Raw genomic sequence first — 13,838 nt, forward strand, 5'->3', positions numbered from 1 at the left:
GGCGTGCATACTCCGAGCGATTAGATCGGCTTAGTCATCAAGCCAACCGATTTAACCCCTGCGCTATGCAACAGGTTAAGCGCTTTAATAATCTCATCGTAAGGTACCTCTTTGGCACCACCGATCAGGAATACCGTTTTCTCATTCGCTTCAAGTCGACGCCTGGCTTCGGCAATAACCTGCTCCGGCGGCAGCTGCGACAGCGTTTCCGGGCCAATTTTCACGTTGTACTGCCCTACTCCGGAAACCTCAACGATCACCGGCGGTTCATCGTTGCTTTTCACCGCCTGTGATTCCGTTGCGTCCGGCAGGTCGACCTCCACGCTCTGCGTAATGATCGGCGCTGTCGCCATAAAGATCAGCAACAACACCAACAGGACATCCAGCAGCGGAACGATGTTGATCTCGGACTTCAGTTCGCGACGCCCGCGTCCACGTGCTCTGGCCATGGCTTACCCCTTATTGCTTTCGCTGCTGGTAAACGCCTGACGGTGCAGAATGGCGGTGAACTCTTCCATAAAGTTGTCGTAGTTCAGCTCAAGTTTGTTCACGCGCTGGTTCAGGCGGTTATAGGCCATGACCGCCGGAATAGCGGCAAATAGACCGATTGCGGTCGCGATCAGCGCTTCTGCGATGCCCGGCGCAACCATTTGCAACGTCGCTTGTTTTACCGCACCTAGCGCGATAAAGGCGTGCATGATCCCCCACACGGTACCAAACAGGCCGATATACGGGCTGATAGAACCGACCGTGCCGAGGAACGGAATATGCGTCTCCAGGGTTTCCAGCTCGCGGTTCATCGAAATACGCATGGCGCGCGATGCCCCTTCGACAATTGCTTCCGGCGCATGGCTGTTCGCACGATGCAGGCGGGCAAATTCTTTGAAACCGCTGTAGAAGATTTGTTCCGAACCGGTCAAATTATCGCGACGGCCCTGGCTTTCCTGATACAGACGAGAAAGCTCAATACCGGACCAGAATTTATCTTCAAACGCTTCGGCTTCACGCGATGCCGAGTTGAGAATACGCGTTCTCTGAATAATGATGGCCCAGGAGGCGATGGAAAAACAAACTAAAATCAACATGATAAGTTTAACCAGAAGGCTCGCCTTCAGGAACAAATCAAGGATATTCATCTCAGTCACTGCTTAAACTCCGCGACAATAGACTTGGGAAGCGCACGAGGCTTCATTAAGAGTGGATCAACGCACACGATAAGAACCTCAGCTTCATTCAAAACGACGTTCTCGGCGTTGACGATTCGCTGCGTGAAAACCAGGGAAGTGCCTCGCATTGAGGTGATCTCCGTCTGGATTTCGAGCATGTCGTCGAGTCTGGCGGGCGCAAAATATTCCAGAGTCATTTTGCGAACCACGAAGGCAACTCGTTCAGCCAGCAAAACCTGTTGGCTGAAGTGATGGTGGCGCAGCATCTCTGTGCGTGCTCTTTCATAAAAAGCGACGTAGCTGGCGTGGTAAACCACACCACCGGCGTCGGTGTCTTCGTAATAGACCCGAACCGGCCATCGAAACAGCGTTGTATTCACTTTACATCCCGGTAATGCAACAAAAGGTTAGTGCTTTCAAACTTCGCTACTATACGCGCGGGAATCGTGGTTTGGAATGGGGGAAAGTAAACGACGAGTAAATTTTTATGGGCTTATGCAAGCCCATATGGTTAACAGAGATTTCTTATTCAAAAGAAGAAAAAAAACAGGCCCAAAACGAGCACAATATCAGCGATAAGTGGACAAAAAATTCCCTGCCAGTGAATGGCGCGCGGACGGAAGCCCACGCCGTGGATAACACCGGTACAAACCGCCCACATCAGCAAGAAGCCGTGCCAGATCTCCAGCTCGCTGGTTTTTGCCGCAAAGCGCGACGGATCCCAGAAGATGCAGCCCGCTAACGCCAGCGCCATCAATAAGGAAAGCGCCCTTAACGGGCGCTTGTCCATTATCGCGTAAAGGGTCGCGATAATACTCATCAGTGTTCTTCTTTACCTGCTTTGGTGGCTTCCACGTGCTCAAGCGCAAGCGCGGTAATCACCCCAAAGGCACAGGCAAGAAGCGTTCCCAAAATCCATGCGAAATACCACATATATAGCTCCTTACCTTAGTACAGCGAATGGGTGTTCTTTTCGATATCTTCGCGAGTGATGCGACCGAACATTTTCCAGTAACACCAGGTGGTGTAACACAGAATAATGGGTACGAAGACAGCAGCCACGTAAGTCATCACGTTCAGCGTCAGCTGGCTGGAGGTCGCGTCCCACATGGTCAGGCTCGCGTTCATCGCCGTACTGGATGGCATAATGAACGGGAACATCGCGATACCGGCAGTCAGAATGATGCACGCCAGCGTCAACGAGGAGAACAGAAACGCCCAGGCGCCTTTATCCGCTTTCGTCGAGATGACGGTCAGCAGCGGCAGCACCACGCCCAGAACAGGAATCGCCCACAGCGCTGGCATATTGTTAAAGTTCACCATCCAGGCACCTGCTTCACGCGCCACTTCTTTGGTCAGCGGGTTAGACGGCCCGGTATGATCCATGACGGACTTCACCACATAGCCATCAATGCCGTAGTAGACCCACACACCAGCCAGCGCGAAACAGACCAGCGTGACCAGCGCAGCCACCGTGGAGACGGAGCGGGTACGCAGGTGCAGTTCACCCACGGTACGCATCTGCAGGTAGGTCGCCCCCTGAGTCAGGATCATCCCCACGCTGACAATACCTGCCAACAGGCCAAACGGGTTCAGCAGTTGGAAGAAGTTGCCGGTATAGTACAGGCGCAGATATTCGTCGACGTGGAACGGGACGCCCTGCAGCAGGTTACCGAACGCTACGCCAATAACCAGCGGCGGCACAAAGCTCCCTACGAAAATGCCCCAGTCCCACATATTACGCCAGCGGGTATCTTCAATCTTCGAACGGTAGTCGAAACCAACCGGACGGAAGAATAAAGACGCCAGCACGAGGATCATCGCCACATAGAAGCCGGAAAACGCAGCCGCGTAAACCATCGGCCAGGCAGCAAAGAGCGCGCCGCCCGCGGTGATCAGCCACACCTGGTTTCCATCCCAGTGCGGGGCAATGGCGTTAATCATGATTCGACGCTCGGTGTCGTTACGGCCGAGGAAGCGGGTGAGCATGCCCACCCCCATATCGAAACCATCAGCGACGGCAAAACCAATAAGCAGAATGCCAATCAGCAGCCACCAGATAAAACGCAATACTTCATAATCGATCATTTGACGACTCCTGTCTTAGCGTGCCGACTGAATAGCCGCAGAGGACTGTTCAAAGTGATAGCGACCGGTTTTCAGGCTGCTTGGTCCTTTACGGGCGAACTTAAACATTAAGAACAGCTCAGCCACCAGGAACAGCGTGTACAGTCCGCAGATCAGCAGCATTGAGAAGATCAGGTCGCCCGCAGTCAGCGACGAGTTTGCAACCGCCGTTGGCAGAACCTCACCGATAGCCCACGGCTGACGACCATATTCGGCAACAAACCAGCCGGCCTCAACGGCAATCCATGGCAACGGTAAGCCATAGAATGCGGCGCGCAGCAGCCATTTTTTCTCACCAATGCGGTTACGAATCACGCTCCAGAAGGATGCGCCGATAATTAACAGCATCAACACACCGCACGCCACCATGATACGGAAGGCGAAATAGAGCGGCGCAACGGCAGGAATGGAGTCCTTGGTCGCCTTAGCAATCTGCTCTTCCGTGGCGTCAGCAACGTTGTCGGTATAGCGTTTTAGCAGCAGACCATAGCCAAGATCTTTCTTGACATCGTTGAAGCGATCGCGAACGGCCTGGTCGGTTGAACCCGCGCGCAGTTGTTCCAGCAATGAGTAAGCTTTCATCCCGTTACGGATACGCTCTTCGTGCTGAACCATCAGATCTTTCAGGCCGGTAACCTGCTTATCCACCGAGCGGGTGGCAATGATGCCCAGCGCATAAGGGATTTGAATCGCGAAGCGGTTCTCTTGCGCATTCTGATCGGGAATACCAAACAGGGTAAACGCTGCCGGAGCAGGCTGAGTTTCCCATTCGGCTTCAATAGCCGCCAGTTTGGTTTTCTGCACGTCGCCCATTTCGTAACCGGATTCATCACCGAGAACGATAACGGAGAGGATAGCCGCCATGCCGAAGCTGGCTGCAATCGCAAAGGAGCGCTTAGCAAAAGCGAAGTCACGGCCTTTAAGCATATACCAGGAGCTGATGGCAAGGATGAACATCGCGCCGGTCACGTAGCCTGAAGCGACCGTGTGGACGAACTTGACCTGAGCGACAGGGTTCAGGACCAGCTCAGAGAAGCTGACCATCTCCATACGCATGGTTTCAAAGTTAAAGTCTGACGCAATCGGGTTCTGCATCCACCCGTTGGCGACGAGGATCCACAGTGCCGACAGGTTGGAGCCCAGCGCCACCAGCCAGGTGACGGCCATGTGCTGAACTTTACCCAGACGATCCCAACCGAAGAAGAACAGACCTACAAAGGTAGATTCGAGGAAGAAGGCCATCAGACCTTCGATGGCCAGCGGCGCACCGAAGATATCGCCCACGTAGTGGGAATAGTAAGACCAGTTAGTCCCGAACTGGAACTCCATGGTCAGACCGGTTGCCACACCCAGAGCGAAGTTGATACCAAACAACTTGCCCCAGAATTTGGTCATATCTTTATAAATCTGTTTGCCGGAAAGGACGTAGACCGTTTCCATGATGGCCAGCAGGAACGCCATACCCAGCGTCAGCGGCACAAAAAGGAAGTGGTACATCGCGGTCAAGGCAAACTGTAAGCGCGACAGTTCGACTATATCTAACATCTTGACTCCTTGCTCATCGCATGAAGACTCCGAGAGTGAACCCCGTTAGAAAGGGTCACACGCATGCCCCAATACAAATTTATTTGCTTCTTCCCTTCACGGCCATTCTCTCAGTATAAGAAAACGGTAGTGCTGAAAAGTTACAAACATGTTAACAAAACACCCAAATTGATCCCGTGATTATATTACGCTGCAAAACCCTTACAATAAATAGGTTTTTATTGTGATAAATTTGCAGTTTTCGACGGCGATCAATTTATAGCGAAAATACCAGTTTTTGGTCAATTTGATCCGCGACAATTTAACTCCATTTCTCTAGTTTTTCCAAGATTTAAACATTGATTTAAATCAATTTTCATTTTAAATGTTAATTATGTTTATCACGTACAACATAGGTAAACACTAGGTTAATAGTATGTTTTTCAACAGTATCATCGGTTACTGAAAATGATAGTCCATTAATTTAATCCTGGAGGGGAATTTAATGAGATGGGAAGCGGTGGGTTAAATGCAGCCGTAAACTGATAATGCTGTGTAGCTCACAGATTTTTTTTATCAAGTTAATGCTATATATTTTTTGCCTATTATATTTATCATTGCATTTACCTTTGATTAACACACCTGTGTAACTATCTCATTATCAAGTAAATGCATCGTGTATCGACATCTCCTTTTTTGAGAGAAAAAACGCCCTCCTCTTCTGCTACACCGTTTGCAACATGCTCTTTTTTCACCTCTCTGTAGACTCACGCCTGGCCTCGCCACGTCCACCAACAAAAATGAAATATAAAAAATACAAATCATCATTTTACACATTTAATCTAACAAATTGTTTTTTTGCACATATAAAAACCAGTACACAAATTCCGTTACTATGCTCACAAAAAAATCAAAATAATTTTATTTATGTTTAATAACCAAATACGCGATATCGCTAAAAATAAAATAAGACCTTGCTCACAAACATCGCAATATATTTATTAAATAGATTCCACTTCAAATAGAAAAAGATAAATAAAAATTAAACAACCACTTGATAAACAATGATTTTATCAACAAAAATCAAAAATGAGAATTTTTTGAAAGATATTTTGAAAATAGATCAATTGCTTCCCACTCATGAACCACAGACACTCCAGCCCTATTAACCGGCAGCGATCAAAAACGCTGAAAATTATTAGAACTCATTTTATACCATCAGCCCTACAGAGGATTACCCATGAAGAAATCAACACTTGTTATTGGCGTCATTGGTGCTGACTGCCATGCAGTAGGCAATAAAGTCCTGGACCGCGTTTTTACTGCCCATGATTTTCGCGTAATCAATCTCGGCGTGATGGTAAGCCAGGATGAATATATTGATGCCGCCATCGAAACCGGCGCAGATGCCATCGTCGTGTCCTCTATTTACGGTCACGGTGATATCGACTGCCTGGGCCTGCGCGAACGCTGTATCGAACGCGGTATCGGCGACACTCTTCTCTACGTTGGCGGTAACCTGGTGGTAGGTAAACATGATTTTGCCGACGTCGAGGCCAAATTCAAAGAGATGGGGTTCAATCGCGTCTTCGCTCCAAGCCACGATCTGGAAGACGTCTGCCGATTGATGGCAAACGACATCAACCAACGCCATGGCGTTGAACAGCCGTGTCTGGAAGAGGCCATCTGATGCAAACCGTCTCTGTCGATATCGGCTCGACGTGGACCAAAGCGGCCCTCTTCGCACTGGAGGGGGATGAGCTTACGCTGGTTAACCACGTTCTGACCCCAACAACCACCCATCATCTGGCGGAGGGATTTTTTGCCAGCCTGAACCAGGTGCTGAACGTTGCCGATGCGCGCCCATTGTTGAACAGCGGTGAAGTGACGCTGAAATACTCCTCATCAGCAAAAGGCGGTCTTGCCGTCGCCGCGATGGGACTGGTGCCATCCATTACACTGGAATCAGCAAAAGTCACCGCGCACTCGGCGGGCGCTAAAATCGCCCAGTACTACGCCTACAAGCTCAACCGTCACGATATTCAGGCGCTGGAAACCACGCCGCCGGATATCCTGCTGTTTGCCGGCGGTACCGACGGCGGTGAAGAGAGCTATGGCCTCGCCAATGCCCACACGCTGGCGGAGTCAACGCTCGACTGCGCGATTATCTACGCCGGAAATCGCGATATTCAGGATGAGGTTCAGGCCATCCTCGGTCATAAAGATCTGACCATCGTCGACAATATTCTGCCCGATCTCGATCACCCGAATCCCTATGCCGCTCGCAAGGCCATCTGTGATGTCTTCTTATCCCGCATTGTTAAAGGAAAGGGGCTGGACGTGATCGTCGGTGAAACCGGCGAAGAGCCGATGCCGACCCCGTGGACCGTCTACGAGCTGGTGAAAACCATCAGCAATTACGACAGTGCGTGGAAAGAGTTCATGCTAATCGATATGGGAGGCGCCACTACCGATATCTATTCCGCCAGCGCCAACACGCTCTCTCCGGATACCGTTCTGCACGGGGTCCCGGAACCGTTTGTTAAACGCACGGTAGAGGGCGACCTCGGCATGCGGGTATCGGCAGTCGTTGTGGGGGAAAGTACCCATGAACTGATGAATGTCGTGTTTGCCCACCAGCCGCAGCGCCAGGCGTCTTTTTACCGCTACCTGCGCCATCTGGTCGCCCAGCCGGATTATCTTCCCGCTAACGAGGAAGAGAAATATTTCGACACCGTGCTGGCCGGGCTGTGCGTCGGCTATGCCAGCGAACGCCATGCGGGTACCAAAAAACAGGTCTGCACCTGCGTGGGCAACGTCGATTTACAGATGGGCCGCGACCTGACCACCGTACGCAAAGTGGTCGGCTCCGGCGGATGGCTCTCCCGCGCCGCCCAGTTCGATATCCATAGCTGGCTGAAGTACCGCGAGCTGGACGACGACGGCAGACGCATTCTCTTACCCACCCAGTTTGAATATTACCGCGATGCTAAAGGCCTGCTTCCTCTACTGGCAAACGTTGCCAGGCTCTACCCCGAGCTCGCCGCTCGCACCAGTATTCACTGTTTAACCCTATAAAATGAGGGCAGCTACGAATGGAACTTCGAAATAAAAAATTAACCCATGACGAATTCATGACCGAGCGGCATCAGGTACTGCAGACCTGGCATACCGGCAAGGACGTTGAGCACTTCGAAGATGGCGTGAAGTACCAGCAAACCATTCCTGAGAAAAAACGCTTTTCTCACGCTCTGCTGAAAGCCGACCAGGAAGGTAAAACCTTGAGCCAGCCGCGCGCGGGCGTGGCATTGATGGATGAACACATTGCGCTACTCAAAACGCTGCAGGAAGAGTGCGATCTGCTGCCCAGCACCATCGATGCCTATACCCGCCTGAACCGTTATGAAGAAGCGGCAGTGGGGATCCAGAAATCCATCGAAGCGGGTACCTCCAAACTCAACGGTTTACCTGTGGTAAACCACGGCGTCGCGGCCTGCCGCCGAATGACCGAGTCGCTGGAAAAACCGGTTCAGGTGCGCCACGGCACGCCGGATGCGCGTCTGCTGGCGGAAATCTCAATGGCCAGCGGCTTTACCAGCTACGAAGGCGGCGGTATCTCCTACAACATTCCTTACGCCAAGCGCGTCACCCTGGAAAAATCAATCCGCGACTGGCAGTACTGCGACCGCCTGATGGGCCTGTATGAAGAGCACGGCATCCGTATTAACCGCGAGCCCTTCGGCCCGCTGACCGGCACCCTGATCCCGCCATTTATGTCCCACGCGGTGGCGATTATCGAAGGACTGCTGGCACTGGAACAGGGCGTCAAGTCGATCACCGTCGGCTACGGCCAGGTAGGAAGCCTGACCCAGGATATCGCCGCAATTCAGTCCCTGCGAGAACTCTCCCACGAGTACTTCGGCAATTACGGCTTCGACGATTATGAACTGAGCACCGTCTTCCACCAGTGGATGGGCGGCTTCCCGGAAGATGAATCGAAAGCATTTGCCATTATCTCCTGGGGCGCGGCGGTAGCCGGTATGTCCGGCGCCACTAAAGTGATTACCAAGAGCCCGCACGAAGCCTTCGGCATTCCGACTGCCGCAGCAAACGCCCAGGGTCTGAGAGCCTCGCGCCAGATGCTCAACATGGTCAGCGACCAGAAATTCCCGCCCTGCGCCGCCGTTGAGCAGGAAGTGGATCTGATTAAAAGCGAAGTTCGCGCCGTACTGAAGAGAGTTTTCGAACTGGGCAACGGCGATATCGCTCGCGGCACGGTGCTGGCTTTCGAAGCCGGCGTGCTGGACGTGCCTTTCGCTCCGGCCTCTTGTAACGCAGGCAAAATCCTGCCGGTTCGCGATAACTCAGGCGCCATTCGCGTGCTTGAAGCCGGCGCGGTTCCGTTGCCAAAAGATATCCTCGCTCTGCACCACGATTACGTCGCCGAACGTGCGCATTTTGAAGGGCGTAAACCCTCATTCCAGATGGTTGTTGATGACATCAACGCGGTATCCCACAGTAAATTAATAGGAAGACCATAATGAAAATTAAACAGGCCCTTTTCACCGCTGGCTACTCCTCATTCTATTTTGACGACCAGCAGGCGATTAAAAACGGCGCGGGTCACGATGGATTCATCTATACCGGCGCGCCGGTTACCCCCGGATTTACCTCCGTGCGCCAGGCGGGCGAGTGCGTCTCGGTACAGCTGATTCTGGAAAATGGCGCGGTGGCGGTCGGTGACTGTGCTGCTGTACAGTACTCCGGCGCGGGCGGTCGCGATCCGCTGTTCCTGGCGGAAAACTTTATCCCGTTCCTCAACGATCATATTAAACCGCTGCTCGAAGGCCGCGATGTCGATCTGTTCCTGCCGAACGCCCGCTTCTTCGACAAGCTGCGCATCGACGGCCATCTGCTGCATACCGCCGTTCGTTACGGCCTGTCCCAGGCGCTGCTCGACGCCACCGCGCTGGCAAGCGGCCGTCTGAAAGCGGAAGTGGTTTGCGACGAATGGCAATTGCCGTGCATCCCGGAAGCGATTCCATTATTTGGCCAGAGCGGCGATGACCGCTATATCGCCGTGGACAAGATGATCCTCAAAGGCGTTGACGTGCTGCCGCATGCGCTGATCAACAACGTTGAAGAGAAGCTGGGTTTGCAAGGAGAAAAACTGCGTGAGTATGTGCGCTGGTTGTCCGGCCGAATCCTCAGCCTGCGTACCAGCCAACGCTATCACCCGACGCTGCACATTGATGTCTACGGCACTATCGGCCTGATTTTCGATATGGATCCGGTTCGCTGCGCCGAGTATATCGCCAGCCTGGAGAAAGAGGCCCAGGGTCTGCCGCTCTATATAGAAGGCCCAGTTGACGCCGGTAACAAAGCGGATCAAATCCGCATGCTGACCGCCATCACCAAAGAGCTGACGCGCCTGGGTTCCGGCGTGAAGATTGTCGCCGACGAATGGTGCAATACCTATCAGGACATCGTTGATTTCACCGATGCCGGTAGCTGCCACATGGTGCAGATAAAAACCCCGGATCTTGGCGGTATTCACAACATCGTGGACGCGGTGCTGTACTGCAACAAACACGCGATGGAAGCCTATCAGGGCGGTACCTGCAACGAAACCGAGATCAGCGCCCGCACCTGCGTGCACGTCGCGCTGGCCGCACGTCCTATGCGCATGCTGATCAAACCAGGCATGGGCTTCGATGAAGGTCTGAATATCGTGTTTAACGAAATGAACCGCACCATCGCGCTGTTGCAGACTAAGGATTAAGAGATGGCTCGTACCTTTAAGATCTTATCGCCGACGGCAATCCTGGGCTATGGCTTTCCGGAAGAGAGCTTTCGTAAAGCGATGGAAGAGTCGCCGGATCTGATTGCCGTTGATGCCGGTTCATCCGATCCCGGCCCCCACTACCTGGGGGCAGGTAAACCTTTTACCGACAGGGCCGGAGTGAAACGCGATCTGCGCTATATGATCGTGGCTGGCGTGAAAAACAACATTCCGGTGGTGATCGGCACCGCCGGAGGATCCGGCGCTGCTCCGCATCTGGAGTGGTGTCGCCAGATAATCCATGAGATTGCGCAGGAAGAAAAGCTATCTTTCTCGATGGCGCTAATCCCGTCTGATGTTGATAAAGACGTTGTTCATCAGGCGCTGGATAACGGCAAAATTACCGCGCTGGATTTTGTTCCGGAACTGACTCACGAGGCTATCGAAGAGAGCACCTACATCGTCGCGCAGATGGGGATCGAACCTTTCCAGCGGGCGCTGAAAGCCGGTGCGCAGGTGGTTTTAGGTGGACGCGCTTACGATCCGGCCTGCTTTGCCGCCCTGCCAATTATGCAGGGTTTCGATGAAGGGCTGGCGCTGCACTGCGGCAAGATCCTTGAATGTGCAGCCATTGCCGCCACGCCGGGCTCGGGTTCTGACTGCGCCATGGGGATCATCGACGACCACGGCTTTACGCTCAAGACGTTCAATCCAAAACGCAAGTTCACCGAAACCTCCGCGGCGGCGCACACCCTGTATGAGAAGTCCGATCCGTACTTTCTGCCGGGCCCTGGCGGCGTGCTGAACCTGAAAGGGTGTACCTTCAAAGCCGTCAACGAGGGCGAAGTCTACGTCAGCGGTTCACGTCACGAAGAAACACCGTACGCGCTGAAGCTGGAAGGTGCTCGTCAGGTCGGATTCCGCTGCCTGACCATTGCCGGAACGCGCGACCCGATAATGATTGCCGGGATCGATAATATTCTCGAAGAGGTACAAACCAGCGTGGCGCGGAACCTTTCGCTAAATGACGACAGTATCCGCATCACCTTCCACCTGTACGGAAAGAACGGCGTGATGGGCAATCACGAGCCGATGAAAACCGCCGGTCACGAACTGGGTATTTTACTGGACGTCGTCGCGCCAACGCAGGATATCGCCAACAGCGTCTGTTCGCTGGTGCGCTCTACCCTGCTGCACTACGGCTATGAAAATCGCATTGCAACTGCGGGCAACCTCGCCTTCCCGTTCTCGCCGTCTGATATTCAAAGCGGGCCGGTATATGAGTTCTCTATCTATCACCTGATTGAAGCCAGCGACGCGCTACGTTTTGATTTCCATATTGAACAGGTGACGCCAGAAGGAGTTCAGGCATGAAACAATCCATATGCTCGCTGGCGCAGGTCATTCGTTCCAAAAACGCCGGACCGTACGAACTGGTTTTAGATATTTTATTTAAAACCCGGGAAGATTATCAGCGGGTAAAACGTTCGGAACAATTAACGCCGCAGCTTATTGCTGGATTATATAACGTAAAGCCTGATTTTATTCATCGCATTGTGTGGTTTGATCCGGCTAATGCGGTAAAAATCGTCATGCCGCGCGATATTATTTCCGGCAACGTCGGCGACAACGATGTTTATGGCGCACAGCAGCATGCGCCGTTATTAAGTATTGAGTTCGATCTGTAGAAAAAAACACAATAACAGCCATTGGAGCACCGAATTCAGCTGTATCACCGTGCTTCGAATTATCCATGCGGTTGGTCACAACAGGCGTGCGCCTGAGCTGCTGTGCTGGCTCAGGCGTACGTCACCCTACACCAAATCCAACCTTTATCCGATGGAGTCACAATGAAGAAAATTAGTTTAACCAAAATGATCATATTAGGCCTGATACTCGGCATGATTGCCGGGGTGGCTATTAATAATATGGCCTCGGCTGATACAGCAAAGTCATACGCGCAGGATATTTCCATTTTTACCACCATATTTTTACGCATGGTAAAAATGATCATCGCCCCGTTGGTTATTTCTACCCTGGTCGTCGGTATTGCCAAAATGGGCGATGCGAAAACCCTCGGCCGTATATTCTCTAAAACCTTTTTCCTGTTTATTTGCGCTTCGCTGCTGTCGATTGCGCTGGGTCTGGTGATCGTCAATATGTTCCAGCCGGGAGCGGGCATTAACTTCGTCGCCCACGACGCCGGAGCCGTTGCGGCCGTGCAGTCAGAACCCTTCACGCTGAAAGTGTTTATCTCTCACGCGGTGCCCACCAGCATCGTTGATGCGATGGCGCGTAACGAAATTCTGCAAATTGTGGTGTTCTCCATTTTCCTCGGCTGTAGCCTCGCGGCAATCGGCGAAAAAGCCGAGCCGATCGTGAAGGTGCTCGACTCGCTGGTCCACGTGATGCTGAAGCTGACTGGCTACGTCATGCTGTTTGCACCACTTACCGTTTTTGCTGCCATCTCCGGGCTGATTGCTGAACGCGGCCTGGGCGTAATGGTTAGCGCCGGGATCTTTATGGGCGAGTTCTACCTGACGCTCGGTATGCTGTGGGCGATTCTAATTGGCCTGTCGACGGTGATTGTCGGTCCATGCATTAGCCGTTTGACCAAAGCGATCCTTGAACCCGCGCTGCTGGCGTTCACCACTTCCAGTTCAGAAGCAGCCTTCCCTGGCACGCTGGATAAGCTGGAAAAATTTGGCGTCTCTTCCAAAATCGCCAGCTTCGTCCTGCCCATCGGCTACTCCTTTAACCTCGTCGGCTCAATGGCCTACTGCTCGTTTGCCACGGTGTTTATCGCCCAGGCCTGCAACGTCCACCTCAGCATGGGCGAGCAGATCACCATGCTGCTGATCCTGATGCTGACCTCGAAGGGAATGGCGGGCGTGCCGCGCGCCTCAATGGTGGTCATCGCCGCCACCCTGAACCAGTTCAACATTCCGGAAGCCGGTCTGATCCTGCTGATGGGCGTCGATCCTTTCCTCGATATGGGCCGTTCTGCCACCAACGTTATGAGTAACGCCATGGGTGCCGCCATCGTTGGCCGCTGGGAAGGCGAACACTTCGGTGCAGGCTGTCGTGGCAAAGCGCCAGCCAAAACGCCGGAGCATGAACGTCCTGCGACCGAACCTTCAGAAGTGGCAATGTCCTGATAGCTAAATGAACTATGACCCACAGGCCGGATATGGGGTGATGCCGCTATCCGGCAATAACAACGTACAGGTGAGATGTCA

At 52.8% G+C, this 13,838-nt stretch carries 14 protein-coding genes; 7 read left to right on the top strand and 7 right to left on the bottom strand.

Annotation, left to right across the window (positions count from 1 at the left end; all coding sequences use genetic code 11):
- Positions 1 to 20 precede the first annotated feature (20 nt).
- The 7 genes from tolR to cydA form a co-directional block, all read right to left on the bottom strand.
- The gene (gene tolR, locus FN082_RS01955; RefSeq protein ID WP_004100333.1) at positions 21 to 449 is read right to left on the bottom strand and encodes a colicin uptake protein TolR; all 429 of its coding nucleotides are present in this window, start codon (positions 447 to 449) and stop codon (positions 21 to 23) included.
- A gap of 3 nt (positions 450 to 452) precedes the next feature.
- Entirely contained in the window at positions 453 to 1,145 is a 693-nt protein-coding gene (gene tolQ / locus FN082_RS01960; protein WP_014228456.1) for a Tol-Pal system protein TolQ, read from the bottom strand.
- The gene (gene ybgC, locus FN082_RS01965) at positions 1,142 to 1,546 is read right to left on the bottom strand and encodes a tol-pal system-associated acyl-CoA thioesterase (RefSeq protein WP_110276825.1); all 405 of its coding nucleotides are present in this window, start codon (positions 1,544 to 1,546) and stop codon (positions 1,142 to 1,144) included. The genes tolQ and ybgC overlap by 4 nt, the downstream gene beginning before the upstream one ends.
- A 149-nt stretch (positions 1,547 to 1,695) precedes the next feature.
- Positions 1,696 to 1,986 carry a cyd operon protein YbgE gene (ybgE, locus tag FN082_RS01970; protein ID WP_004100327.1) on the bottom strand — a complete coding sequence of 97 codons (291 nt, stop codon included), beginning with the start codon at positions 1,984 to 1,986 and terminating at the stop codon, positions 1,696 to 1,698.
- Positions 1,986 to 2,099: a cytochrome bd-I oxidase subunit CydX gene (gene cydX / locus FN082_RS01975; RefSeq protein ID WP_004100325.1), complete on the bottom strand. Its 114-nt coding sequence runs from the start codon at positions 2,097 to 2,099 to the stop codon at positions 1,986 to 1,988. The genes ybgE and cydX overlap by 1 nt, the downstream gene beginning before the upstream one ends.
- A 15-nt stretch (positions 2,100 to 2,114) precedes the next feature.
- Positions 2,115 to 3,254, bottom strand: coding sequence for a cytochrome d ubiquinol oxidase subunit II (gene cydB / locus FN082_RS01980; RefSeq protein ID WP_139538743.1), 1,140 nt, complete (start codon positions 3,252 to 3,254; stop codon positions 2,115 to 2,117).
- A gap of 15 nt (positions 3,255 to 3,269) precedes the next feature.
- On the bottom strand, positions 3,270 to 4,838 hold the full coding sequence (gene cydA / locus FN082_RS01985) for a cytochrome ubiquinol oxidase subunit I (protein WP_139538742.1): 1,569 nt from the start codon (positions 4,836 to 4,838) through the stop codon (positions 3,270 to 3,272).
- 1,219 nt (positions 4,839 to 6,057) lie between these two features.
- On the opposite strand from cydA, the gene glmS reads away from it, so the two are divergent.
- The 7 genes from glmS (at position 6,058) to FN082_RS02020 (ending at position 13,757) form a co-directional block, all read left to right on the top strand.
- Positions 6,058 to 6,507 carry a methylaspartate mutase subunit S gene (gene glmS, locus FN082_RS01990; protein WP_139538741.1) on the top strand — a complete coding sequence of 150 codons (450 nt, stop codon included), beginning with the start codon at positions 6,058 to 6,060 and terminating at the stop codon, positions 6,505 to 6,507.
- Complete coding sequence (glmL, locus tag FN082_RS01995; RefSeq protein WP_142461929.1) at positions 6,507 to 7,895, top strand: methylaspartate mutase accessory protein GlmL; 1,389 nt, start codon at positions 6,507 to 6,509, stop codon at positions 7,893 to 7,895. The genes glmS and glmL overlap by 1 nt, the downstream gene beginning before the upstream one ends.
- A 17-nt stretch (positions 7,896 to 7,912) precedes the next feature.
- Positions 7,913 to 9,358, top strand: coding sequence for a methylaspartate mutase subunit E (locus tag FN082_RS02000; protein WP_139538739.1), 1,446 nt, complete (start codon positions 7,913 to 7,915; stop codon positions 9,356 to 9,358).
- Complete coding sequence (locus tag FN082_RS02005) at positions 9,358 to 10,599, top strand: methylaspartate ammonia-lyase (RefSeq protein WP_139538738.1); 1,242 nt, start codon at positions 9,358 to 9,360, stop codon at positions 10,597 to 10,599. Before FN082_RS02000 ends, FN082_RS02005 begins: the two co-directional genes overlap by 1 nt.
- 3 nt (positions 10,600 to 10,602) lie before the next feature.
- Entirely contained in the window at positions 10,603 to 11,973 is a 1,371-nt protein-coding gene (locus FN082_RS02010; protein ID WP_139538737.1) for an acyclic terpene utilization AtuA family protein, read from the top strand.
- A complete protein-coding gene (locus tag FN082_RS02015) occupies positions 11,970 to 12,287 on the top strand; it encodes a DUF4387 domain-containing protein (RefSeq protein WP_139538736.1) in 318 nt (105 codons plus the stop codon). Before FN082_RS02010 ends, FN082_RS02015 begins: the two co-directional genes overlap by 4 nt.
- Positions 12,288 to 12,449: 162 nt before the next feature.
- Positions 12,450 to 13,757, top strand: coding sequence for a dicarboxylate/amino acid:cation symporter (locus FN082_RS02020; protein ID WP_139538735.1), 1,308 nt, complete (start codon positions 12,450 to 12,452; stop codon positions 13,755 to 13,757).
- The last annotated feature ends 81 nt before the right edge of the window (positions 13,758 to 13,838 follow it).

It is taken from the genome of Klebsiella spallanzanii (assembly GCF_902158555.1).
Classification (GTDB): Bacteria; Pseudomonadota; Gammaproteobacteria; order Enterobacterales; family Enterobacteriaceae; genus Klebsiella; species Klebsiella spallanzanii.

What these genes read in the sequence shown, in the direction of transcription:
- FN082_RS02005 (WP_139538738.1), top strand. Translation starts at nt 9,358, where the DNA reads ATGAAAATTAAACAGGCCCTTTTCACCGCTGGCTACTCCTCATTCTAT.
- tolR (WP_004100333.1), bottom strand. Translation starts at nt 449, where the DNA reads ATGGCCAGAGCACGTGGACGCGGGCGTCGCGAACTGAAGTCCGAGATC.
- FN082_RS02010 (WP_139538737.1), top strand. Translation starts at nt 10,603, where the DNA reads ATGGCTCGTACCTTTAAGATCTTATCGCCGACGGCAATCCTGGGCTAT.
- cydX (WP_004100325.1), bottom strand. Translation starts at nt 2,099, where the DNA reads ATGTGGTATTTCGCATGGATTTTGGGAACGCTTCTTGCCTGTGCCTTT.
- FN082_RS02000 (WP_139538739.1), top strand. Translation starts at nt 7,913, where the DNA reads ATGGAACTTCGAAATAAAAAATTAACCCATGACGAATTCATGACCGAG.
- cydA (WP_139538742.1), bottom strand. Translation starts at nt 4,838, where the DNA reads ATGTTAGATATAGTCGAACTGTCGCGCTTACAGTTTGCCTTGACCGCG.
- FN082_RS02015 (WP_139538736.1), top strand. Translation starts at nt 11,970, where the DNA reads ATGAAACAATCCATATGCTCGCTGGCGCAGGTCATTCGTTCCAAAAAC.
- glmL (WP_142461929.1), top strand. Translation starts at nt 6,507, where the DNA reads ATGCAAACCGTCTCTGTCGATATCGGCTCGACGTGGACCAAAGCGGCC.
- glmS (WP_139538741.1), top strand. Translation starts at nt 6,058, where the DNA reads ATGAAGAAATCAACACTTGTTATTGGCGTCATTGGTGCTGACTGCCAT.
- cydB (WP_139538743.1), bottom strand. Translation starts at nt 3,254, where the DNA reads ATGATCGATTATGAAGTATTGCGTTTTATCTGGTGGCTGCTGATTGGC.
- ybgE (WP_004100327.1), bottom strand. Translation starts at nt 1,986, where the DNA reads ATGAGTATTATCGCGACCCTTTACGCGATAATGGACAAGCGCCCGTTA.
- FN082_RS02020 (WP_139538735.1), top strand. Translation starts at nt 12,450, where the DNA reads ATGAAGAAAATTAGTTTAACCAAAATGATCATATTAGGCCTGATACTC.